At 73.7% G+C, this 23,167-nt stretch carries 21 protein-coding genes and 1 tRNA gene; 7 read left to right on the top strand and 15 right to left on the bottom strand.

Annotated features, from left to right (window positions below; translation table 11 throughout):
* Positions 1 to 24: 24 nt before the first annotated feature.
* Complete coding sequence (locus Q5530_RS26060; RefSeq protein WP_380642853.1) at positions 25 to 297, top strand: DUF2277 domain-containing protein; 273 nt, start codon at positions 25 to 27, stop codon at positions 295 to 297.
* A gap of 99 nt (positions 298 to 396) precedes the next feature.
* On the opposite strand, the gene Q5530_RS26055 is transcribed toward Q5530_RS26060, so the two are convergent.
* The 3 genes from Q5530_RS26055 to Q5530_RS26045 form a co-directional block, all read right to left on the bottom strand.
* The gene (locus Q5530_RS26055; RefSeq protein WP_415365386.1) at positions 397 to 1,548 is read right to left on the bottom strand and encodes a cystathionine gamma-synthase; all 1,152 of its coding nucleotides are present in this window, start codon (positions 1,546 to 1,548) and stop codon (positions 397 to 399) included.
* Between the two features lie 76 nt (positions 1,549 to 1,624).
* A complete protein-coding gene (locus tag Q5530_RS26050) occupies positions 1,625 to 2,764 on the bottom strand; it encodes an RDD family protein (protein ID WP_415365385.1) in 1,140 nt (379 codons plus the stop codon).
* Positions 2,765 to 2,868: 104 nt separating this feature from the next.
* The gene (locus Q5530_RS26045) at positions 2,869 to 4,239 is read right to left on the bottom strand and encodes a cystathionine beta-synthase (RefSeq protein WP_415365384.1); all 1,371 of its coding nucleotides are present in this window, start codon (positions 4,237 to 4,239) and stop codon (positions 2,869 to 2,871) included.
* Positions 4,240 to 4,412: 173 nt separating this feature from the next.
* On the opposite strand from Q5530_RS26045, the gene Q5530_RS26040 reads away from it, so the two are divergent.
* The gene (locus tag Q5530_RS26040) at positions 4,413 to 5,633 is read left to right on the top strand and encodes an acetyl-CoA C-acetyltransferase (RefSeq protein WP_415365383.1); all 1,221 of its coding nucleotides are present in this window, start codon (positions 4,413 to 4,415) and stop codon (positions 5,631 to 5,633) included.
* Positions 5,634 to 5,754: 121 nt separating this feature from the next.
* Here Q5530_RS26040 and Q5530_RS26035 read toward each other — a convergent pair whose 3' ends face one another.
* Positions 5,755 to 6,558 (bottom strand): Bax inhibitor-1/YccA family membrane protein, encoded by an 804-nt coding sequence (locus Q5530_RS26035; RefSeq protein ID WP_415365382.1) that lies wholly within the window; start codon positions 6,556 to 6,558, stop codon positions 5,755 to 5,757.
* Positions 6,559 to 6,802: 244 nt separating this feature from the next.
* Here Q5530_RS26035 and Q5530_RS26030 point away from each other — a divergent pair, with 244 nt between their 5' ends.
* From Q5530_RS26030 to Q5530_RS26015, 4 genes are all read left to right on the top strand, one after another.
* Positions 6,803 to 8,236, top strand: a complete 1,434-nt coding sequence (locus Q5530_RS26030; RefSeq protein ID WP_415365381.1) for an MSCRAMM family protein — start codon at positions 6,803 to 6,805, stop codon at positions 8,234 to 8,236.
* Positions 8,233 to 8,949 (top strand): class F sortase, encoded by a 717-nt coding sequence (locus tag Q5530_RS26025; RefSeq protein WP_415365380.1) that lies wholly within the window; start codon positions 8,233 to 8,235, stop codon positions 8,947 to 8,949. Before Q5530_RS26030 ends, Q5530_RS26025 begins: the two co-directional genes overlap by 4 nt.
* Positions 8,950 to 9,001: 52 nt before the next feature.
* Entirely contained in the window at positions 9,002 to 10,165 is a 1,164-nt protein-coding gene (locus tag Q5530_RS26020) for a polysaccharide deacetylase (RefSeq protein WP_415365379.1), read from the top strand.
* 262 nt (positions 10,166 to 10,427) lie between these two features.
* The gene (locus tag Q5530_RS26015; RefSeq protein ID WP_415365378.1) at positions 10,428 to 12,059 is read left to right on the top strand and encodes a DUF885 domain-containing protein; all 1,632 of its coding nucleotides are present in this window, start codon (positions 10,428 to 10,430) and stop codon (positions 12,057 to 12,059) included.
* A gap of 96 nt (positions 12,060 to 12,155) precedes the next feature.
* On the opposite strand, the gene Q5530_RS26010 is transcribed toward Q5530_RS26015, so the two are convergent.
* The 10 genes from Q5530_RS26010 to Q5530_RS25965 form a co-directional block, all read right to left on the bottom strand.
* Positions 12,156 to 12,229: transfer RNA gene (locus Q5530_RS26010), tRNA-Leu, on the bottom strand.
* A gap of 87 nt (positions 12,230 to 12,316) precedes the next feature.
* Positions 12,317 to 13,387: a SagB family peptide dehydrogenase gene (locus tag Q5530_RS26005; protein ID WP_415365377.1), complete on the bottom strand. Its 1,071-nt coding sequence runs from the start codon at positions 13,385 to 13,387 to the stop codon at positions 12,317 to 12,319.
* The gene (locus Q5530_RS26000; RefSeq protein ID WP_415365376.1) at positions 13,368 to 14,534 is read right to left on the bottom strand and encodes an ATP-grasp domain-containing protein; all 1,167 of its coding nucleotides are present in this window, start codon (positions 14,532 to 14,534) and stop codon (positions 13,368 to 13,370) included. The genes Q5530_RS26005 and Q5530_RS26000 overlap by 20 nt, the downstream gene beginning before the upstream one ends.
* Positions 14,535 to 14,536: 2 nt before the next feature.
* A complete protein-coding gene (locus Q5530_RS25995; RefSeq protein WP_344033734.1) occupies positions 14,537 to 14,659 on the bottom strand; it encodes a hypothetical protein in 123 nt (40 codons plus the stop codon).
* Positions 14,660 to 14,854: 195 nt separating this feature from the next.
* Entirely contained in the window at positions 14,855 to 16,180 is a 1,326-nt protein-coding gene (locus Q5530_RS25990) for an NAD(P)/FAD-dependent oxidoreductase (RefSeq protein ID WP_380637417.1), read from the bottom strand.
* Between the two features lie 170 nt (positions 16,181 to 16,350).
* On the bottom strand, positions 16,351 to 16,968 hold the full coding sequence (locus tag Q5530_RS25985) for a hypothetical protein (protein ID WP_415365375.1): 618 nt from the start codon (positions 16,966 to 16,968) through the stop codon (positions 16,351 to 16,353).
* Positions 16,965 to 18,281, bottom strand: a complete 1,317-nt coding sequence (locus Q5530_RS25980) for a DUF58 domain-containing protein (protein ID WP_415365374.1) — start codon at positions 18,279 to 18,281, stop codon at positions 16,965 to 16,967. Before Q5530_RS25980 ends, Q5530_RS25985 begins: the two co-directional genes overlap by 4 nt.
* Positions 18,278 to 19,243: an AAA family ATPase gene (locus Q5530_RS25975; RefSeq protein ID WP_380637414.1), complete on the bottom strand. Its 966-nt coding sequence runs from the start codon at positions 19,241 to 19,243 to the stop codon at positions 18,278 to 18,280. Before Q5530_RS25975 ends, Q5530_RS25980 begins: the two co-directional genes overlap by 4 nt.
* Entirely contained in the window at positions 19,240 to 19,737 is a 498-nt protein-coding gene (locus Q5530_RS25970) for a hypothetical protein (protein WP_415365372.1), read from the bottom strand. Before Q5530_RS25970 ends, Q5530_RS25975 begins: the two co-directional genes overlap by 4 nt.
* Positions 19,738 to 19,784: 47 nt before the next feature.
* The gene (locus tag Q5530_RS25965) at positions 19,785 to 20,453 is read right to left on the bottom strand and encodes a DUF4129 domain-containing protein (RefSeq protein ID WP_415365371.1); all 669 of its coding nucleotides are present in this window, start codon (positions 20,451 to 20,453) and stop codon (positions 19,785 to 19,787) included.
* 209 nt (positions 20,454 to 20,662) lie between these two features.
* Between Q5530_RS25965 and Q5530_RS25960 the strand changes: the two genes are divergently transcribed.
* Entirely contained in the window at positions 20,663 to 22,150 is a 1,488-nt protein-coding gene (locus Q5530_RS25960) for a S10 family peptidase (protein ID WP_415365370.1), read from the top strand.
* Positions 22,151 to 22,201: 51 nt separating this feature from the next.
* Here the strand turns inward: Q5530_RS25960 and Q5530_RS25955 are convergent, their stop codons facing one another.
* Complete coding sequence (locus Q5530_RS25955) at positions 22,202 to 23,152, bottom strand: exopolyphosphatase (RefSeq protein ID WP_415365369.1); 951 nt, start codon at positions 23,150 to 23,152, stop codon at positions 22,202 to 22,204.
* Positions 23,153 to 23,167 lie beyond the last annotated feature (15 nt).

Here is a 23,167-nt window from a genome sequence, read left to right as displayed (position 1 = left end):
ACGGTTTTCCGCGATAGTGGAGCCATGTGTCGCAACATCAGGGTGCTCCACAACTTCGAACCGCCGGCCACCGAGGACGAGGTGCGCGCGGCGGCGGTGCAGTACGTGCGCAAGGTCAGCGGTTCGGCCCGCCCGTCGGCGGTGAACCAGGAGGCGTTCGACGCGGCGGTCGAGGCGGTCGCCGAGGCGACCCGCACCCTCCTGGAGACCCTGGTCACCAAGGCCGCGCCACGCGACCGCGAGGTGGAGGCCGCCAAGGCCAAGGAACGCGCCGCCGTCCGCTACGGGACCAACTGACCCGTACCCGCCCGGATCCAGTACCCGCCCAGCTCCAGTACCCGCCGGACCCCGTGCCCGCCCGGACGCCGCGGCGTCCGGGCGGGAGGCGCCCGCAGCTCAGGCCAGGGCGGACTGGAGGTCGGCGACGAGGTCGTCGGCCGACTCGATGCCCACGGAGAGGCGGACCAGGTCGGCCGGCACCTGGAGCAGGGAGCCCGCCGTGCTGGCGTGCGTCATCCGGCCCGGGTGCTCGATCAGGGACTCCACGCCTCCCAGCGACTCGGCCAGGGTGAACAGGCGGGTGCGGGAGCACACCCGCAGGGCCGCCTCCTCGCCGCCCTCGACGGTGAACGAGATCATCCCGCCGAACCGGCGCATCTGCTTGGCCGCCACCTCGTGCCCGGGGTGGTCGGGCAGGCCCGGGTAGAGGACCCGGGTCACCCGCGGGTGCCGCAGCAGGGCCTCGGCGACCTTCTCGGCGTTGTCCGAGTGCTTCTCCATGCGCACCTCGAGCGTCTTGATGCCGCGCAGCGTCAGCCACGCGTCGAACGGCCCCGGCACCGCGCCCGCGCCGTTCTGGAGGAACCCGAACGCCGCGTCCAGCTCGGTGTCCGAGGTGACCAGCGCGCCGCCGATGACGTCGGAGTGGCCGCCCACGTACTTGGTGGTGGAGTGCAGCACCACGTCCGCGCCCAGCTCCAGCGGGTTCTGGAGGTACGGCGAGGCGAACGTGTTGTCCACGACCAGCTTCGCGCCCGCCGTGCGCGCGATCTCCGCCAGCACCGCGATGTCGGCGATGTTCAGCAGCGGGTTGGTCGGCGTCTCGACCCACACCACCCTGGTGTTCGGCCGGACCGCCGCGCGCACCGCGTCCGGGTCCGACAGCGCCACCGGCGTGTGCTGCACGCCCCACTGCGACAGCACCTTGTCGATCAGCCGGAACGTGCCGCCGTAGGCGTCGTTCGGGATGACGACGTGGTCGCCGGGACGGCACATCGCCCGCAGGGCCGTGTCGGTCGCGCCCATGCCGGAGGCGAACGCGCGGCCGTGCCGCCCGCCTTCGAGCGCCGCCAGGCACTCCTCCAGCGCGGTCCGGGTGGGGTTGCCGGTGCGCGAGTACTCGAAGCCGCCGCGCAGCCCGCCCACGCCGTCCTGCGCGTAGGTGGAGGTGGCGTGGATGGGCACGATGACCGAACCGGTCGTCGGGTCCGGGTCCTGCCCGGCGTGGATGGCCCTGGTCGCGAAGCCGTGCCGGCCGCTGTCCGTCATGGTGCCAGGTTACGGCGGGCGCAAAAACAACCGCCCATCGGTGGAGGCCGATGGGCGGTTGGGGTGAGGAACCGGGTCACCACTGCTGCGGCGGCTGCTGCCCGTAGGGGTTCTGCTGCTGCGGCTGGCCGTAGCCGGGCTGCTGCCCGTACGGGTTCTGCTGGCCGTAGCCGGGCTGCTGCTGGCCGTAGGGCTGCTGGCCATGGGACTGCTGCTGCCCGTAGCCGCCCGCGCCCGGGTACCCGCCGGGGGCGCCGGTGTCCGGGACGTTCACCACGACGGTGCCCAGGATCTTGTCGGCCCACGTCTGCTTCTTCGCCTCCCACAGGGGGGCGAACCAGCCCGCGTAGCACGGCAGCGAGTCCACGGCGTGGCACAGGTGGCGGACGAAGGCGTTGCCGAAGCCGATCGGCTGGCCCGTCTCCTCCTTGATCAGCTTGATCTTGGCCATCTTCTTGCCCATGGACTGGCCGGTGGTGCCCGCCAGGTACCAGGCGTTGTAGATCTGGAAGCCCGTCACGAGCACGGCGCCGACGATCACCAGGATGAGGTAGACCGTGGGGTCGCCGACCAGGACGCCGACCAGGATCAGCAGGCTGAGCACGAGGCCCGGCGCGACGTAGTCGATCAGGGCGCCGAACGCGCGGCTGCCCCACTCGGCGTAGCCGCCGGCGGGTGCCGGGTAGCCGGGCTGCTGCCGGCCGTAGGGCTGCTGGCCGTAAGGCTGCTGCTGCCCGTACTGCTGGGGCTGGCCGTAGGGCTGCTGCCCGTACGGGTTGGCCTGCTGCTGGCCGTAGGCCGGGGGCTGGCCGTAGGGCTGCGGCTGCTGCCCGTACTGCTGCTGCTGGCCGTACTGCGGCGGCTGGCCGTAGCCGGGCTGCTGCCCGTACGGGGGCGGCTGCTGGGCCGGGAACCCGCCGGAGGCCGACGGCGGCTGCTGCGCCGGGAAGCCGCCGGAGGCCGGCTGCTGCTGCCCGTACGAGGGCGGCTGCGCCGTGGCGCCCGGCGCCACGACCTGCGTGGCGTCGGGGTTGGCCGCGGGCTGCGCGCCGGTGGTCGGGACGACCTGGGTCGCCTCCGACGGGGGGAACGCGGGGGGCTGGCCACCGCTCGGCACGACCTGGGTCGCGTCGGCGCCGGGCGACTGCGAGCCCTGCCCCTGCTCCTGGCTGTGACCGCCGAACTGCTGGTTGCCCGGCGGCTGTGGAGCGTTCATCGGAGTTTCCAACCCCCTTGGCACGGGCCGTAGGCGTACGAGTCGGTGGCCAACGCTAGCGGATCGCCCCGCGCCGGCCACCGGCAACCGGTCAACCCGCCCCGCTACCGACCTGCGAGGAAGCCCAGCACGTCCTGCCTCGTCACCACGCCGGCGGGCTTGCCGTCCTCCAGCACCAGCGCGCCGTCCGCCGAGGACAGCGCCCGCATGGCCGAGCCGATCGACTCGCCCGCGCCGATGGTCGGCAGCCTGGTCGACATGTGCTTGTCGAGCCGGTCGGTGAGCTGCGCCTTTCCGGTGAACAGCGCGTCGAGCAGGTCCCGCTCGTTGACCGAGCCCGCGACCTCCGCGACCATCACCGGCGGCTCGGCGTTGACCACGGGCATCTGGGACACGCCGTACTCGCGCATGATCGCCACGGCCTCGGCGACGGTCTCGTTGGGGTGGCCGTGCACCAGGTCGGGCATGGTGCCGTCCTTGCGCCGCAGCACGTCGCCGACCGTCGCGCCGGCCGCGTCCGGGGACAGGAAGCCGTACTGCGCCATCCACTGGTCGTTGAACACGCTGGACAGGTAGCCGCGCCCGCCGTCGGGCAGCAGCACCACGACCACGTCGTCCGGGCCCGCCCGCTCCGCCACGCGCAGCGCCGCCGCGACGGCCATCCCGCACGAGCCGCCGACCAGCAGGCCCTCCTCGCGGGCCAGCCGCCGGGTCAGCTCGAACGACTCGGCGTCGGACACCGCGATGATCTCGTCGCAGATGTCCCGGTCGTAGGCGTCGGGCCAGAAGTCCTCGCCCACGCCCTCCACCAGGTACGGCCGGCCGCTGCCGCCGGAGTAGACCGAGCCCTCGGGGTCCGCGCCGATGACCTGGACCCGCCCACCGGAGACCTCCTTGAGGTAGCGGCCGGTGCCGGAGATGGTGCCGCCGGTGCCGACGCCCGCGACGAAGTGGGTGATCCGCCCCCCGGTCTGCTGCCACACCTCGGGGCCGGTGCCGTGGTAGTGGCTGGCCGGGTTCTCCGGGTTGGCGTACTGGTTCGGCTTCCAGGCGCCGGGGATCTCGGCCACCAGCCGGTCGGAGACGTTGTAGTAGGAGTCGGGGTGCTCCGGCGGGACGGCGGTCGGGCACACCACGACCTCGGCGCCGTACGCCTTGAGGACGTTGCGCTTGTCCACCGACACCTTGTCCGGGCACACGAAGACGCACTTGTAGCCCCTGCGCTGGGCCACGAGCGCCAGGCCGACGCCGGTGTTGCCGGAGGTGGGCTCGACGATGGTGCCGCCGGGCTCGAGCTCGCCGCTGCGCTCGGCCGCCTCGACCATCCGCAGCGCGATGCGGTCCTTCACGCTGCCGCCGGGGTTGAGGTACTCCACCTTCGCCAGGACGAGCGGCCGGAGCCCTTCGGCGACGGTGTTCAACTTCACCAGCGGCGTGTTGCCGACCAGGTCGACGACGCTCTCGACGTACTCCACGGCGGCCCTTCCACTTCTTGGGATGACCCGCTGAGGGTATATGCCGGTCGCGGTGGCCGCCCCGTCCCGCGAGCGCCGCGCTTCGGCGTTCTCCGTCACGAGTGGTGGTCGCGCTGAACAAGCGTTAACTAGGCTGCACGTTCCACGTTGCGGCGAAACAAAGGAGTTCCGTAATGCCGGAAGCCGTGATCGTCTCCGCCGCCCGGTCCCCCATCGGGCGGGCGGGCAAGGGATCGCTCAAGGACGTGCGCGCCGACGACCTGACCGTGCAGGTGCTCAGGGCCGCGCTGGAGCAGGTGCCGCAGCTCGACCCGCGCGACATCGACGACCTCATGCTCGGCTGCGGCCTGCCGGGCGGTGAGCAGGGCTTCAACCTGGCGCGCGTGGTGGCCGTGCTGGCCGGGTACGACGGGCTGCCGGGCACCACGGTGACCCGGTACTGCGCGTCCAGCGTCCAGACCACGCGGATGGCGCTGCACGCCATCAGGGCGGGCGAGGGCCACGTGTTCGTCAGCGCGGGCGTGGAGACGGTGTCCAGCTTCGCGCGCGGCTCCTCCGACTCCTGGCCGGACACCCACAACCCCCGCTTCGCCGACGCCGAGGCGCGCACGGCCGCCGTGGCCGCGTCCGGCGCGGCCGAGTGGGTGGACCCGCGCTCGACGGGCGGGCTGCCCGACGTCTACGTCGCCATGGGGCAGACCGCGGAGAACCTCGCGCTGGCCAAGGGCGTGACGCGCGAGGAGATGGACGAGTTCGGCGTGCGGTCGCAGAACCTCGCCGAGAAGGCCGTCGCGGCCGGCTTCTGGGCCCGCGAGATCACCCCGATCACCCTGCCCGACGGCACCGTGGTGTCGGCCGACGACGGCCCGCGCGCGGGCGTGACGCTGGAGGGCGTGGCCGGGCTCAAGCCGGTGTTCCGCCCGGACGGCCGGGTGACCGCGGGCAACTGCTGCCCGCTGAACGACGGCGCGGCGGCCCTGGTGATCATGAGCGACACCAGGGCGGAGGAGTTGGGGATCACACCCCTGGCCCGCGTGGTGTCCACCGGTGTGTCCGGTCTCTCCCCCGAGATCATGGGCCTCGGGCCGGTCGAGGCGTCGAAGCGGGCGCTCGCGCTCGCCGGGATGTCGATCGGGGACATCGACCTGGTCGAGATCAACGAGGCGTTCGCCGCGCAGGTCATCCCGTCCTACCGCGACCTGGGCGTCGACCTGGACCGGCTCAACGTCAACGGCGGCGCGATCGCGGTCGGGCACCCGTTCGGCATGACCGGGGCCCGGATCACCACGACGCTGATCAACTCGCTCCGGTTCCACGACAAGCAGTTCGGGCTGGAGACCATGTGCGTGGGCGGCGGCCAGGGCATGGCGATGGTGATCGAGCGCCTGAGCTGACGCCGCGGCCCGGCCGAACGCGGAAGGACCGAACGCGGAAGGACCGAACGCGGAAGGACCGAACGCGGAAGGGGCGCCCCCGGTGACCGGGGGCGCCCCTTCCGCGTCTCGCGGAGTTCGGTCAGTCGCCGCTCTGGAAGTACGAGAGCAGGCGCAGGATCTCCAGGTACAGCCACACGAGGGTGGTCATCAGGCCGAACGCGACCCACCAGGCCCACTTGGCCGGCACGCCGGAGCGGATCATCTCGTTCGCCGCCTCGAAGTCCAGCAGGAAGCTGAACGCCGCGACGCCGATCACCACGAGGCTGAACACGATGGCGATGGGGCCGCCGTCGCGCAGGCCCATGTTCACGCCGAACAGGCTCATGACCAGGTTGCCCAGCATGAGCACGACCACGCCGACGGTCGCGCCGATGATCCACTTGGTCAGGCGCGGCGTGACGCGGATCGCGCCGGTCTTGTAGACCACGAGCATCGCGGCGAACACGCCGAGCGTGCCCAGGATCGCCTGCCAGGCGATACCGGGGAAGATGCTCTCGAAGACACCCGTGATGCCACCGAGGAACAGGCCCTCGGCCGCCGCGTAGGTCAGCACCAGCGGCGCGCTCGGGGTGCGCTTGAAGATGATGACCAGCGACACGACCAGGCCGACGATCAGGCCCGGCAGGACCAGCGTCATCGGCTTGACGGAGCCCGAGAGCACCAGCCACGCGGAGATGAACCCGGTGACCAGGGTCAGGCCGAGCGTCATCGCGGTCTTGGTGACCACGTCGTCGATGGTGATGGGGCGCTCACCGGTGGTGGGCGGCGCGCCCTGGTAGCCGCCGTACTGCTGTGCCTCGTTCGGCTGCCCGAAGCCTGCGTAATTGCCGTAACCGCCGCCTGTCGGCAGGTTGCGGAACGCGGGGTTGCTGCTGGTACGCACCTCGTCCTCCTGTGGCGTTCCTACGCCGTCACGGGGTCCAACGACCACACGAGTCGATTCGTTCCCGTCGGGTAAAAGTGATTTTACCCGGCTTGTCGATCTAGGCTCGACCGCCCGCCTGCGGAGCGTAGCCGCCCTTCCACCCCGCTGGCGGCTTGCCGAGGTGATCCGGCACCCGAAAGGCTGCCCACGGCAGCTCGTGCAGATCATGCGGACGCGCCACCAAGAGGGGTTGCAGACGACTATGTTGAGACGACTCGCGGGCGCGGCGCTGACCGCCGGCCTGGCGGTGCTCGCCGTCCCCGTCGTGGCGGACGCCCAGCCCGTCCAGGCGTCCCGGACCATCGGGCACGCGACCGCCGCCCAGGGCTACCTGGGCAAGGACCCGGCCGACCCGGACAACACCGACTGGCTGGGCGCCTACGACTGGGACGGCCAGCGCGTGTGGTGCGTGCAGTACTCGCTGTACGCGCCCCGCAGCGACCAGAAGTACGTCGACGGCGACGTGCTGCGGTCCAAGGGCGGCGTGGCGCTGTCCGCCGAGGTCGCGGCGAACATCTCCTACCTGCTGCTGCGCTACGGCAACACGACCTCCAACGACGAGGCCGCCGCGCTCGCGCACCTGCTGCACACGTGGACGTCCTACCCGGACCCCACCAACGGCGTGCACCTGCGCAAGGACGTCGGCTTCGTCGAGGTCGCCTACGACGAGAAGTTCCACTACGACGCGCTGGCCGCGAAGTTCCCCGCGGCGCGCGAGGCGGTCGACCGGTTCCGCGCCGACGCCGAGGCCAACCGCGGTCCGTGGACGACCAAGGTGACCGCCCCGGACAAGGAGCAGTTCATCGGCACCGCCGGCACCTGGCGGGTCGACGTCAACAAGGCGGGCGGCGGCCAGGTGACCGGCCTGCCGGTGACCGTGGAGCTGACCGACGCGACCTTGGAGGACGGCTCCACCGGCGGGCGGCTGAACACACCGACCGACGGCAGCCCGCTCGGCGTCGAGGTCGTGCCCACCGGCCCGAACCCGTCGTTCACGGTGAAGCTCGCGAGCCCGGCCGCGCAGCCCAAGGTGCGCGTGCCCGAGGGCCGCGACGACATGCAGCGGGTCGTCGCCACGGGCGGCGAGCAGGAGCTGACCGCCAACGCCTCGGTCACCGCGAAGACCCCGCCGGGCACCGTCCAGGTGGCCAAGACCGACGAGGAGACCGGCAAGCCGGTCGCGGGCACCGCGCTCAAGGTCACCGCCGCGGACGGCAAGACGCCCGCCAAGCGGCAGGACGACACCGACCTCACCGGCCCCGAGGGGCAGCCGATCGTGCTCCAGACCGGCGCCGACGGCCTGGCCACCGTGCCCGACCTCCGCACGCCGCAGGAGATCTGCGTGGTGGAGGTGGCCCCGGCCAAGGGCTACCAGGAGTACTTCGACCCGAACGCGCCGCCCAAGGCGTGCGGGAAGGTCGAACCCGGGCAGACGCTGGCGCTGGCGATGTCCAACAAGCCCGACAAACCCGTGGTGCCCATCACCATCCCGGCCGGCTCCGGTGAGCTCGTGGCCAGGGCGTCGTACACCTCCGAACCCCGGACGGGCGCGCTCGTCGGCTTCGGCGGCGTGGCGCTGCTCGGCGCGGCGCTGGTGGGCCTGCTGGTCCGGCGACGGGCGACCGCGCGACCGTGAGGGGCCCGACGGCGAACGCACTGCTGACCGGCGCGGCGGTGGCGGCCCTGCTCGCCTCCGCCGCGCTCGTCGCGACCGGGGGCGAGCGCGTCGCGCTGGCGGGCCGGGCGGAACCGGCCGAGGCCGGCGTGCCGCACCCGCTCGGCGACAGCGCGCGGGACGGGCGGCTCCCGGCCGGGATGCCCGCCGGGGCGAACGCGCCCGCGTCGCCGCCGCCGTCGGCGCCCGCCACCACCACCACGGCCCCGGCGCCTCCCCCGGCGCCGGCCGGGCAGCGCCCCGGCACGGTCCGGCTGCCGCGGGGCGGCCTGGCCACCCTGGTCCGCGCCGAGGTCTCCGCCGACGGCGTGCTGCCGGTCCCCGAGGGCATCGGCGAGGCGACCTGGTGGGGCGTGGACCTGGGCGCGGCCGAGGGCGCGACGGTGCTGGCCGGCCACGTGAACTGGCGTGGCGCCACCGGCCCGTTCGACGAGCTGTGGCGGGCCTCGGTCGGCCAGGACGTCACCGTGGTCGACACCACCGGCACGAGCTTCCGGTACCGGACCAGCGCGGTGGAGACCGTCCGCAAGGACGACCTGCCCCACCGCGCGGTCGAGCTGTTCGGCCCGCGCGGCGGCCACCGCCTGGTGCTGGTGACCTGCGGCGGGCGGTGGGTCGGTGGTGACACCGGCTACGAGGAGAACCAGGTGGTCACCGCCACACCGGTGACGTGAGGGCAACCTCCCGCCACACCCGGTCGTCCTGGTTGGTGTGAGGCGATGGGGCTTGGCGAGCACGGGCGTCGCGCTGGCGCTCACCCTGGTGGTGCTGGCCGTGATGGGGGCCCGCGACCCCGGCCCCACCGACGACGTGGGCGACCTGGCCTCCCCGCTGCCGATGGCGCCCCGCGCGACCACCGGCAGCAGCGCCGCCGCGGCCCCGCCGCCGACCGTGCCCATGCCCGCGGACCCGCCGGCGTGGATGCGCCGCGTGCAGCCCGGCGAGAAGCCGCCCCAGTTCGTCCTCTTCTCCTTCGACGGCGCGGCGTCCAAGGCGCACTGGGACCGCATCCTGCCGCTGAGCCGGGAGGTCGGGGCGCACGTCACCGGCCTGCTCTCCGGGGTGTACCTGATCGCCGACCAGGACGCGGCGACCTACACCGGGCCCGGCCACCCGACGGGGCGCTCGTCGATCGGGTTCGGCGGCAGCCGGGCGGACGTGGAGCTGCGGATCGGCTACCTCAACGACGCCATCGCCGCGGGCCACGAGATCGGCACCCACTACAACGGCCACTACTGCCAGGGCGACGAGCCCAGCGTGGGCCGGTGGAGCACCGAGCAGTGGGACCGGGAGCTGGACCAGTTCTTCGCCGTCATGGAGGAGGCGCGGGGGAAGGGCTTCGCGCTCGACCCGGCCGCCGTGCGCGGCGGGCGCACGCCGTGCCTGGAGGGCGACTGGGGCCAGGCGTTCCCGGCGATGAGGGGCCACGGCCTGGTCTACGACACCAGCCACGTGAGCCTGGGCGTGGTGTGGCCGTCGGTGCGGGACGGGCTGTGGGAGTTCCCCATGCCGGAGGTGCGCGTGCCCGCGCTGGACCGGCAGGTCGTGATGATGGACTACAACCTCTGGTACGCGCTCAACGGCGCCCGGGACGAGCCCGCGCGGGCCGACGACTTCAAGCAGGTCGTGCTGGACACCTACCGCTCGGTCTACCAGGCGGCGCTCAACGGCAACCGCGCGCCGGTGGTGGTGGGCAACCACTTCAACGAGTGGGCGGGCGGCGCGTTCAGCCGGGCCGTGGAGGAGTTCATGCGGGAGGCGTGCGCGCGGCCGGAGACGGTGTGCGCCACCTACACCGAGGTGATCCAGTGGATGCAGCTCCAGGACCCCGGTCTGCTGGAGCAGCTGCGGCGGATGCCTCCGGCGATGAACACCTCGTCGGGGGGTTAGCCCCACCGACCGCGGTGGCGCGGGCCCGGAGAACCCGGGCCGATGGCGATCGCGCCGTTCGAACGGCGCGATCGCCACGCGGCTGTTCGTCACCGGGAAAGCGGCGGGCAAACACATCGCGAACATCTTCGGGAAGTCGGACCCGCCGTTGTCCGAGGACGACAACCGACGGGTGCTCGCCGTACCCGCCTATTCGGATGGGGTGCAAATCGTTTCTTCGGCTAAGTACCATCTGGTTCAACTACGAAGGCGGAGGGTCTCCATGGGTACGACGGCGGAGTTGGCCGACGAACTGCTCGACGTGGTTCTCCGGCACTCACCGACCGGTGCGACGGTCCTCGGTGTGCCCGGTTACGACCACCTGCTCCCCGACCACCGCGCGGAGGCCGAGCAATCGCTGCGCGCGCGGGCCGCGGACATCGCGGAGCGCGCCCGCGCGCTGCCCTCCGACGACGACCCGGTGACCCGGGCGGTGGTCGTGCAGCAGGCCGGGGCGATGGTCGACCTGATCGACGCCCGCGGTGTCGAGTACACGATCACCGACACGTTCATGGGCGCCGTGGGCGAGCTGCTGACCGTCCTGCCGATGACCGTGCCGGGCGGCCCGGAGGGCGAGCAGGCGTACCTGGACCGGCTGGCCGGGGTCCCCGCGTTCCTGCGCGCGGTCGCCGAGCGGCACCTGGACGGGGCGGCGGCGGGCCGCACGCCGGTCCGGCACCTGGTGGCCAACGCCGTGGCCCACCTGGACCGCTACCTGGCCGCCGACGAGGACCCGCTGGCCAGGCCGTCGGGCGGCGAGGCGTTCGCCGCCGAGCGGGACCGGCTGCTGGCCGAGGTCGTGCGGCCCGCGGTGGCGGGCTACCGGGACGTCATCGCGGGCATCGAGGGCCGCCCGGCCGACCGGGTCGGGGTGGGCCTGCTGCCCGGCGGCCAGGAGATCTACGCCGCGCTGGCCCGCCTGCACACCACCACCGACCGCATCCCCGACGACCTGCACCGGACCGGTCTGGAGCTGATCGCCGGGCTGGCCGCGGAGTACGCCGAGGTGGGGCGGCGGGTGTTCGGCACGTCGGACGTGGCCGAGGTGTTCTCCCGGATGCGCACCGACCCGGCGCTGCGCTGGGACTCGGCGGAGGAGCTGCTCACCGCCGCCCGCGCGGCCGTGGCCCGCGCCGAGGAGGCCGCGCCGCGCTGGTTCGGCCGGCTGCCCGGGCAGCGCTGCCGGGTCGAGCCGGTGCCCGAGGCCGACGCGCCCGGCCAGCCGATGGCGTTCTACGCCCCGCCGTCGCTGGACGGCCTGCGCCCCGGCACCTACTTCGCCAACACCCACCGGGTCGGGGAGCGGTTCCGCTACCAGTCGGAGGCCACCGCGTTCCACGAGGCGGTGCCGGGGCACCACTTCCAGTTCAGCCTGGCGCAGGGCCTGACCGGACTGCCCGCTCTGCGCCGGTTCGCGCAGGTCACGGCCTACGCGGAGGGCTGGGGCCTCTACACCGAGCGGCTGGCCGACGAGATGGGCCTGTACTCCTCGGACGTGGCGCGGCTGGGCATGTTGGCGCTGGACTCGATGCGCGCGGGGCGGCTGGTGGTGGACACCGGGATGCACGCGCACGGCTGGAGCCGGCAGCGGGCGGTGGACTACCTGGTCGAGCACACGCCGCTGGCCCTGGTGGAGATCGAGAACGAGGTCGACCGGTACATCGCCGCGCCGGGCCAGGCGCTGGCGTACATGGTGGGCAGGCTGGAGATCCAGCGGCTGCGGGCGGGGGCCGAGCGGGCGCTGGGCGACCGGTTCGACGTCCGGGACTTCCACGACCTGCTGCTCGGCGGCGGCCCGCTGCCGCTGGCCGTGCTCGACGAGGTGGTCACCGCGTGGGTGGCCGAGCGGTCCTGACGTGGCGGGGGACTCCGGTGGCGGGGTCCCCCTCACGCGCGGCGCCGGGACCATGATCACCCGGTAGAAGGGTGAAACCGCGAACGGCGCAGGACGTGCCCCCGACGGGATTCGAACCCGTACTGTGACTCTTTTAAGGAGCCTGCCTCTTCCGATTGGGCTACGGGGGCAGCGGGGAGCTTAAGCCGTTACCGAGCGTTCGTGGGGCAGGTTCGATAGAAGTCGCCCGCACGGCTCAATGCGATCCGCTATTGCGCTCATTCAGGTAAAGGCCCCAGCGCGCTCATCCCGAGTACTACTTCGTGATAAGCGTCACACCGGAGTGCCTGTTCCAGGAGCTCATCCCGCAATGCTGCGGTGAAGCCGATACCAAAACCCATGGCCGTAGCAACCAGATATGCGGTTTGGGACAGATGTCCGACGTCCATTTGCACAACGCGGTACGCGCGGGCCGTGTCGTAGCGCCAACTCGTCCGTTCGAGGACCCCGGTGTAGGCCAGGACGAGCGGCGCCCGGCCGACCCACTCCTGGTCCCCCGCCGCCCTCGCCATCTCGGCCGGCTCCCACGCCACCCCGAGGGGCTCCAGGGCGTGGGTGAGGCCGTCGTAGTGGTACCAGCCGGGAGCCAGGCCGTCGACGCCGCGCGCGTGCGCGTAGAGCTCCACCGGGTGCCGCCCGCCGCCGGACGGGCTGGTCTTGAACACGGTGCCGGAGCGGCCGATCCGGGAGCGCGCGGGCGACGGGCCCGCCAGCACGGCCAGCAGGTCGCCCATCCGGGTCACCGACATCCGGCCGGGGCCGAACTCCCGGGTGGTGCGGCGGGCCAGCAGCACCTCGCGCAGGCCCCGGTCGCCCCACGCCGGTTCCTCCGAGGGCGGCGGCAGCAGCACGGCGGTGCCGCCGAGGCTGCGGAACGGGGCGGGGGCCGGGCGCACCGCCAGCTTGGCGTCCAGCGCCGCGTCGTGCTCGTCGGCGTCCTGGAACGGCGCGTCGACCAGGGTGCGGCTGGCGAAGTGGAAGTGCCGGGCCGCCTGGCCCCAGTCGCCCCAGCCCGCCAGCAGCCGGCGCTCCCGCTCGTGCCGCGGCGAGCCCTCCACCACCAGCACGCCCGCCTCGACCAGCTCGTCGACCACCTTGCGCAGCGCCGCGCGGTCGTCCTCGGCGAGCGGGGCCAGCAGCTCGTCCACGTCGGTGAACTCGGCGAACTTGCGGCACAGCAGCTCCGCCGTCTCGCTGATGGCGAACCGCCGGTGGTGCAGGTAGTCGTCCCAGACCACGGCGCCGTCCTGGTAGAACAGCGTCGCGTGCTCAGCGACCTTTGCCCGCACCCAAGAGCTCCTTGAACCGCGCCGCCACCCACTCGTGCACCGCCGCGGACACCCGGTGGTCCCCGGCGCGGTGCTCGAACCACCGCCAGTCGCAGTTGACGTTGACCTCCAGGAACACGTGGTCACCGCCCGCGACGAGCAGGTCGAACGCGGCCACCTGGAGGCGCCAGTGCCTGGCCAGCGCCAGCAGCCGGTCGGCCAACCCGCCCGGCACCTCGACGGGTGTCACCCGGACGGCCCCGGGATCCACCCACAGCTGCGCCGGGTCCAGCTTGTCGACCTGGAAGGCCAGGCAGCTCTCCCCCACCACGAACACCCGCAGCTCGGTCTCGGCGGGCACGTACTCCTGCACGATCACCGGCGCGGACTCGGGCACGTCGCCGGCGCGGCTGGTCTCCAGGGGGCGCGGGAACAGGCCGTGCTGCCTGCCGGGGCGCGGTTCCAGCAGGTGGCGGCCCGAGGTCTTGACGATGCAGCGCCCGCCGCCCGGCCGGGTGCGACCGGGGCGGGTGGTGACGGTGGTGCGCGGCACGCGCAGGCCGAACGCGGCGGCGTCGGCCAGCTGGGTGAGCCGGTCGAGGTGGGCGGTGGCGCGGCTGGGGTTGACGTGCGCCCAGTCGCCGCGGCTGGCCAGCCAGTTCGCCACCGAACCCCACTGGTCCACGGCGTAGGCGCCGGCCAGGGTGCCCGGCTCGACCGGGATGGAGGCGAGCTCGAAGTGCCGCCGCCACACCAGCAGCGGGCGCAGCAGCCAGCGGTCCAGCTCCAGCAGCGGCTGGTCGGTGTAGACGGTGAGCGGCAGGTCGACCGAGCGGTCGGCGTCGATGCGGGCCATCCGGATGCCGCGCTCGGCGAGCGCGACGGACAGCTCGTTCATCTCCATGTCGGCGGCGCGGGCGAGCACCAGCACGCAGGGCACGGGGCCGCCGTCGCCCTCGTCGACCATGCCGAGGCGGTGGACCTGCTCCTGGAAGTCCAGGCACCGGGGCTGCGACCGGAAGAGGTAGTCCTGGCCCTGGAGGAGGAGCGGGACGGGCGGCGCCGGTGCGGCGGGCCGGGGCGCGGGCGGCGCGGCGGGCCCGGTTTCCGCAGGTCTGTCGACCTCGGACGGGGGGACCCTCTCGTCCCCCCGTCCGGCGGCGGTCATCCTCAGTCGTCTTTCTTGCTGCAGAAACGCTTCTCCGCGGTGGCGTACTCGGCGGAGAACTCCGCCAGCGCGCGATCCTCGATCTCACCGCGGCGAAGCTGTGCGGCCAGCTCCTCGAGCGACATCGCGGTCACCTCTCTCCCACTGATGCATCACACATTCAGGCGATACATCAGCCGTATTCTTCGGATCACGTAACGCAATGTCAAGCCGATCGGAGCGTGGTTAGCCCGATCGGGTGCTCAAGTTGCGGCACTGAGCCAGACGGTCCTCGCCCGTGGCCACCCGAACGGCGCAGCGTGACGAGGACCGTTCGCGGATCAGCTCTTCACGGCCCGGTCGAACTCGGCCTTCGGCTCGTGGATCTGCCCGAGCGCGACCACCTCGCGGCCCGAGAACAGCGCCTGCGTCCAGTCCACGAAGACCCGGAACTTGCGGTTCACCGTGGGCATGAACATCACGTGGTAGCTGCGGTGCATGAACCAGGCGACCACGCCCTTGAAGCGCATCCCGTACACGTCCGCGACGCCCTTGTAGAGGCCGAGGCCGGCCACCGAGCCCACGTACTTGTGGTGGTAGTCCTTGGGCTTGTGGCCGCGCAGGGCGGCCACGATGTTCTTGCTCAGCAGCTTCGACTGGCGGATGGCGTGCTGCGCGTTGGGCACGCAGGTCGCCGACGGGTCCTCCTCGGTGCGCGAGAGGTCCGGCACGGCCGAGCAGTCGCCCGCGGCCCACACGCCCGGCAGGCCGACCACCTGCATGGCCGCCGTGCACTGCACCCGGCCGCGCGCGTCCAGCGGCAGGTCGGTGTTGCGCAGCACCGGGTTGGCCTTCATGCCCGCGGTCCAGATGATGGTGTCCGAGTCGAACTCGGTGCCGTCGTCGAGGACGACGTGGCCGCCCTCCATCGACTTCACCCGGGTGTCGAGGTAGCACCTGATGCCGCGCTTCTCCAGCTGCTCGACGGTCCAGACGCCGAGCCGGGCGCTCACCTCGGGCATGATCCGGCTGGTCGCCTCGACCAGCACCCAGTGCATGTCCTCGGGCTTGAGGCCCTCGTAGTAGCGCAGCGCGTAGCGGGCCATGTCCTCCAGCTCCGCCAGCGTCTCGATGCCCGCGAAGCCGCCGCCGATCACCACGAAGCTCAGCAGCCGCCTGCGCAGCTCGGGGTCGTTGGTGCTGGCCGCCTGGTCCAGCCGCGACAGCACGTGGTTGCGCAGGTAGATGGCCTCGCCGATGGTCTTCATGCCGATGCCGACCTCGGGCAGGCCGGGGATCGGCAGCGTGCGCGAGATCGCGCCGAGCGCCGAGACCAGCACGTCGTACTCGAACTCCTCGACGTGCCCGTCGGCCAGTTCGACCGTCACGGCCTTGCGCGCGTGCTCGACCTTGGTGGCGCGGCCGGTGACGACGTGGCAGCGCTTGAGCACCTTGCGCAGGGGCACCACCACGTGGCGCGGCTCGATCGAGCCCGCCGCCGCCTCGGGGAGGAACGGCTGGTAGGTCATGTGCGGCTGGGGGTCGATCACCGTCACGGACGCCTCGCCGGAACGCAGCTTCCTCTGCAACCCCAGCGCGGTGTACATGCCGACGTACCCACCGCCGACGATCACGATCCGTGTGGGTTGCGACTTCACAGCAGCCATACACACATGGTCCCACCGGGGACCCGGTTCACGCGCATCGGAGCACCCCGTTGTGACCACTGTCGCCGGGTGACGCCCGCCACCACCCGACTGACCAGCGCGTCGCGGAGAACCCGCTGAGAGGAACGATCCAGTTGTTCAGCTCGCGCTGAGCCGGGAGGCCCCTTCCCTCAGCCCCTGCGGCGCAGCAGGAGCACGGTCACGAGCACCAGTCCCACCGCGCACGCCAGCCCGATCAGCTCGACCGGCACGTCCGTTCGGCGGGCGGGCAGCAGGATGACCAGACCGGCCAGCGCGAACACGGAGAGTTGAACGAGGGCGAACCGCCTCGCGGGTGCCCCTAGCGCTTCCGGGTGAATCCTGGAGTGGAGCGGGAGGACCGCCGCGTAGGCGCACAGCACGTGCACCAGGTGCAGCAGGACCACCAGCGCGAGGACCGCCGGCCAGGACGGGCCGTCGGTGGCGAACACGGCGGCCACGGCCGGGTAGCCGATCAGCAGCGCCGCCGCGGCGGACGCCGGGATCGCCGCGGCGGCGACCGCGATCGCCAGGTAGAGCGCCAGGGCCAGGGGCTCGACCCCGACGGCGGCGAGCACCGCCGCCACCGCGCCGCAGGTGAGCGCGATGGCGGCGCGCAGCACCCAGCCGGGGAGGCCGGGGCGCAGCTCGATGCGCTCGCCGGGGCGCGGGTCGGGTTCGCCGGGGCGCGGGTTTGGTCCTCCGGGGTTCGGGTCGGGGTTCGCCGCGCCGGTCCCGCTGTTCGCGGGGCCGCTGACCGGGCCGGTCACCGGGTCACCCGCCGGGCCGCCCGCGCCTGCCGCAGCACGCCCCCGATCGGCGCGCCCCACGACACCACGGCCACGCCGTGCTGCCGCATCGCCTCCAGCCGCACGTCGTGCTCCAGCCGGATCACCTTCATCGCGCTCTCCTCCCACACCGACTCCCCGTCGGCCCGCAACCGCTCCGGCAGCACGTCCACCGCCAGCACGAGGTTGCCGCGCCGGGCCGCGTGCACGGCCAGCTCCACCACGTCGGCGTCCAGGAACGGCGACAGCACCACCACCAGCGCGCCGTGCGGCACCTGCTCGGGCCGCAGCACCGGCCGCTGCGCCCAGCCCGCCCACCGCGCGCACACCACCAGCTGGTTGCGCAGCCGCAGCAGCTGCCGCCGCCCCACGCCCGCCCGCAGGCTCAGCCGGGGCCGGGCCAGGTCGACCAGGCTCACCCGGTCCCCCTGCCGCAGGTAGCCCGCCGCCAGCGAGGCCGCCGCCCGCACCGTCCGGTCGAGGGTGCCGCCGCGCCGGGCCGTGGTGTCGCGCAACGCCACCGCCCAGTCGCCGACGTCCTCGCCCAGGTCGACCCGGGTGTCCAGGGCCAGCACCACGTCAGCGTCGGCCTCCGCGTGGTGCTCGCGGACGTGCAGGGCCCCGGTGCGCACCGACACGCGCCAGTCGATCCGCCGCAGCCGGTCGCCCGGCTGGAACGCCCGGATGTCGCGCAGCTCCACCGAGTCGCCCGGCCGCCGCGCCCGGTGCGCGCCGACGAGGCCCGCCGCGCGGGCGGGCAGCAGGCCGGCGGGCAGCCGCTCGACCGGCGGCAGGATGACCCGGCCGCGCTCGGGCGCGGTGACCGGGCCGTGCACCAGCAGCGCGTCCGGGCCCGCCACCAGGTGGTCGGGGCGCAGGTCGACGCCCTCGCCCCAGGCGTCGCGGCGCAGCACGAACCCGATCTCACGGGCCGAGGCGGGCAGCAGGTGCACCGGGCCGATGCCCTCGCCCGCCACCGGCAGGCGGATCGCCAGCACCTCCGCGCCGAAACCGGCGTCGACCTCGACCGAGGACTTCGCCGCGCCGACCTCGCCGGTGAGGGGCAGGCCGCGGACCCCGACCACCGGCGTGCCGCCGACCGGGGTGACCAGCGCGACCAGCGTGGAGATCAGCAGCGGCGCGCCGATCAGCACCAGCTCGACCCGGTGCAGCACCGCGCCCGCCACCACCAGGCCGACGCCCAGCACGAGCCCGCGCACCAGCGCGTCGGTGGGGTGCCACCGCGCGCCGCGCCCGCCGGTCAGCGCCTCCCGCAGCCGCTCCGCGCGGCTCACGAGCGGCTGCTCGCGGGGCCCGCCACCCGGCCCAGCAGCTCCGTCACGACCTCGACGCCGGTGGTGCCGGAGGTCCACGTCTCCGGGCGCAGCGTGAGCCGGTGGGCCAGCGCGGGCACCGCGCACTCCTTGACGTCCTCGGGCAGCACGAAGTCCCGCCCGTCGAGCACCGCGAGGGCCCGGCCGACCAGCACCAGCGCCTGCGCGCCGCGCGGCGACGCGCCGACCTCGACGGCCTTGTGCCCCCGGGTCGCGGCGGCGAGGTCCACGCAGTAGCGCAGCACGTCGTCGTCCACGCCCACCCGCTCCACGCCCTGCTGGAGGGCGAGCAGCCGCTCGGTGTCGAGCACCGGCGGCACCTCGGTCTCCTCCTGCCGGCGGACCAGCCGGCGGCGCAGCACCTCGACCTCCTCCTCCGCCGGCGGGTAGCCGACGTCCAGCCGGAGCAGGAACCGGTCCAGCTGCGCCTCGGGCAGCGGGTAGGTGCCCTCGTACTCGACCGGGTTGGCGGTGGCCAGCACGTGGAACGGGCGCGGCAGCCGGAAGGTGCGGCCCTCGACCGTGACCTGGCGCTCCTGCATGGCCTCCAGCAGCGCCGACTGGGTCTTGGGCGGGGTGCGGTTGATCTCGTCGGCGAGCAGCAGGCCGGTGAACAGCGGGCCCTCGCGGAAGGCGAACTCGCGCGTGCCCGGGTCGTAGAGGAACGAGCCGGTCACGTCCGCGGGCAGCAGGTCGGGGGTGCACTGGAGGCGCGTGAAGTCCAGCCGCAGGGCCTGGGCGAGGCTGCGGGCCATCAGCGTCTTGCCCAGGCCGGGCACGTCCTCCAGCAGCACGTGGCCGCCCGCGAGGACGGCGGCCAGCGCGAGCCGCAGCGACCGCTCCCGGCCCACGACCACCGTGCCGACGGCGTCGAGCACGGCCCTGGCCTCGGCGGCGATGGTGCTGGTGTTCGGCGGCGTCACAGGTTCTCCAACAGGTCGGCGAGCCGCGCGGGCCCCGGCAGGGGCGCGCCCGGGTCGGTGAGCAGGCGGTGCAGTTCGGGGCCGAGCAGGTCCGGGGCCCGGGGGTCGTCGAGGTCGGGCACGCCGTGCCGCTGGCGCAGGCGCGCCTCGGCGAGGCGGCGCAGGCGGGGCTGGACGCGCCGGGCGAAGCGGTCCTGGTCGACCGCGGCCTCCGCGAACCGGCCGGCCAGCCCGCTCGCCTGGGTGGACGTGGCGCCCGCGACCTGCGCCGGGGGCGGCGCCCAGAGCACGTCGGTGGCCCGCGGCAGGCACGAGACGAGCAGCGCCAGCGCGCCGACGGGCAGCGCGAGGACCGCCGCCCAGTGCACCGGCGCGCCCGCGCGGTAGAGGACGAACCCGGTGACGGCGACCCCGAGGAGCCCCACCGCGGCCGCCTTGCCCAGCGGGAGCAGCGGGGTCGCGGCGAACCCGGTCGCACGATCGTCCCCGGTCACCGCGGCCCCCGCACGACCCTCTCCAGCCCTCGCCCGGTCGCGCCCCGTCACCGCAGCCCCCGCACGATCGTCTCCAGCGCCTCGGTCGCGGCGCGGGCGTCGTCCCGGGTCACCGCGGCCGTGCCGAAGCGGGCCCGCTGGTACGCGCGGCGCAGCGCGGCCGTCGCCGCCTCGTCGACCCGGTAGCGGGCCAGCAGGTCGCCGGTGAACTCGGTGGAGGTCTGGTGGCCCTGCCGCGGCAACCCGCTGTCCCCGGCCGCCCGCTCCAGCGACAACCAGGCGGCGATCACCGCGTCGCCCGGCGGGCCGTCACCCCGTTCCCGCAGCTCCCGCAGCGCCTCGGCGGCGCGCCGGACGAGGATCTCGGGCGGCGCCGCGTGCCCCTCGTCGAACTCCGGGTTCTCCACCCCGCGCCCCGTGGCCCGCCGGCGGCGGCGCCGGGCCTCGGCGAACGCGTAGAGCAGGACCGCCAGCACGCCGACGACCGCGACCACCACGACGACGAGCACGAACACCAGGAACGACCCGGCCGCGGCCGAGCCCTCCACGTCGCCGAGCGGGACGGGGCTCCGGGAGGGCGGCGTCGGGGTGGGCGTGTCGTCACCGCCGCCACCCCCGCGGTCGACGTAGGTCACCGGCGACGTCCCGCGCGCGGCCAGCGCCACCAGGACGAGCGCGGAACCCACCGCGAGGGCGAGCGCGAGCCGGGGTTTCATGGCACCAGGATGCCCGGCACCCCCTGGTTCCCGCCGGGGTTTCGCGGCGGACGGGGTCCCGGACCGCCGCCCGCCACCCCCTCCCGCGACCCCCTCCCGCCACGCCCTCCCGCCACCCCTCCGGCCACCAACGGGCCCGGCAAGTGGTAACGCCTCCGCCCGGGGCGGAAAGCCCGCGCGGGACCGACCCCGCTCGTAGAGTTCCGGGCATGACCGACAAGGACACCGCCGACGAGCAGCCCGTCAACGACGAGTCCGCCGGCGCGGAGGACCTCCCCGCCGACGACCTCGTCACCACCCGGCACAGCATCACCGTCAAGCGGCGCAAGCTGAACTACACCGCGACCGCCGGCCGGGTCGTGCTGCGCCAGGAGGTGCTGACCGACGGCAAGTTCGACGGCCACCTGCCCAAGGCGGAGGTCTTCGTCACCGCCTACACCCTGGACGGGGCCGACCCCTCCCGCCGCCCGGTGACCTTCGCGTTCAACGGCGGCCCCGGCTCGTCCAGCGTGTGGCTGCACCTCGGCCTGCTCGGCCCGCGCCGGGTGGTCTCCGGCGACGCCGGCGCGCCCGTCCCGCCGCCGTACGACCTGGTCGACAACGCCGAGACCCTGCTCACGCACAGCGACCTGGTGTTCATCGACCCGGTGTCGACGGGCTACTCGCGCGCGGTCAAGGGCGAGAAGCCCGGCGCGTACCACGGGTTTCAGGGCGACCTGGAGTCCGTCGGCGAGGTGATCCGGCTGTGGACCTCCCGCAACGGCCGCTGGATGTCGCCGAAGTTCCTGGCCGGCGAGTCCTACGGCACCCTGCGCGCGGCCGGCCTCGCCGAGCACCTCCAGAGCCGCTACGGCATGTACCTCAACGGGCTGATGCTGATCTCCTCGGTGCTGGACTTCACCACCCTGGACTTCAGCGACAACAACGACGTGCCGCACACCCTGTTCCTGCCGACCTACGCGGCGATCGCGCACTACCACGGCCTGCACGGCGACCGGTCGCTGGAGGACGTGCTGGCCGACGCCGAGGACTTCGCCTCGCGCGACTACCCGTGGGCGCTGGCGCGCGGCAACCGGCTGTCCGCCGAGGAGCGCGCGGGCGCGGTGGCGCGGCTGGCGGCGCTGACGGGCCTGTCCGAGGACTACGTGGACCGGGTGGACCTGCGCGTCGAGCACGTGCGGTTCTTCACCGAGCTGCTGCGCTCGCGGCGCCTGGTGGTCGGCCGGCTGGACTCGCGGTTCACCGGGCCCGAGCGCGACCACGGGCGCGAGCACTTCAGCCAGGACCCGTCGTACGCGGCGATCCTCGGGCCGTACACGGCGGCGCTGAACCACTACGTGCGCACCGACCTCGGGTACGAGAACGACCTGCCCTACGAGATCCTGACCGGCAACGTGCGGCCCTGGTCGTACAAGGAGTTCGAGGGCACGCACGTGTCGGTGGCGGACAAGCTGGCCACCGCGATGCGCGCCAACCCGCACCTGAAGGTGCACATCGCCTACGGCTACTACGACGGCGCGACGCCGTACTACGCGGCCGAGCACGTGGTGGCGCACCTGCGGATCCCCCAGGAGCTGCACGACAACATCGAGTCGGCGTACTACCCCGCCGGCCACATGATGTACGTCCACGAGCCTTCTCGGCTTCAGCAGTCGAAAGACCTGGCCGACTTCGTGCAGGCGTCCTCGAACCGCTGAACCCCGGTCCGCCCGGTCGGGGATCGACCCCCGGCCGGGTGACCGCGCGCCTCAGACCTGGGAGAACGCGATCCCGTCGAGGATGTCGTGCTCGCTCGCCACCAGCTCGGTCACGCCGCGCTCCGCCAGGTGGTCGGCCAGCGCGCGCACGATCAGCGCCCCACCGCAGATGACGTCCACCCGGCCGGGGTGCACCGACCCGAGCGCGGCCCGCTCGTCGTGGTCCATGGCGAGCAGCGCGGCCGTGGTCTCCCGGACCTGGTCGGTGGTCAGCCGGGCCAGGTGGATCTCGGCCGGGTCGTAGCGCGGCAGCCCCCTGGCCACCGCGACCAGCGTGGTCACCGTGCCCGCGACGCCGATCCAGGTCTTCGCCCGGTCCACGGGCACGGCGTCGAACGCCTCGCCCAGCACCTCCCGCGTCACCCGGACGGCGTCCTCGACCTCGCGCCCGGTGGGCGGGTCGGAGCGCAGGCAGCGCTCGGTGAGCCGCACGCACCCGATGTCGACCGACCGGGCCGCCGCGACCTCGCCCCGGACGCCGTCCCAGTCGCCCAGCACCAGCTCGGTGGACCCGCCGCCGATGTCGGAGACCAGGAACGGGCCGTCCGCGCCGTCCAGGTCGGACACGGCGCCGGTGAAGGACAGCCGGGCCTCCTCGTCGCCGCTGATGACCTCGGCCTCGACGCCCAGCACCTCGCGGGTCATGGCGAAGAACTCGTCCTTGTTGGCCGCGTCGCGGGTGGCCGAGGTGGCGACCATGCGCACCCGCTCGGTCCCCTTGCGGCGCAACACGCCCGTGTAGTCGACGAGCGCGGCCCTGGTGCGCGCCAACGCCTCCGGGTGCAGCTCACCGGTCGCGTCCACGCCCTGGCCCAGGCGGACCACGCGCATCTCCCGGTGCACGTCGCGCAACCAGCGCGCGCCGTCGTCCGAGGTGGTCACGTCGGCGACGAGCAGGCGGATCGAGTTCGTCCCGCAGTCGATCGCGGCCACGCGCGCCATGCCTGGTCCCTCCGG

The organism is Saccharothrix sp. BKS2, assembly GCF_047689505.1.
Lineage (GTDB): Bacteria > Actinomycetota > Actinomycetes > Mycobacteriales > Pseudonocardiaceae > Actinosynnema > Actinosynnema lopnurensis.
This window is presented reverse-complemented; position numbering and strand designations above follow the sequence as displayed.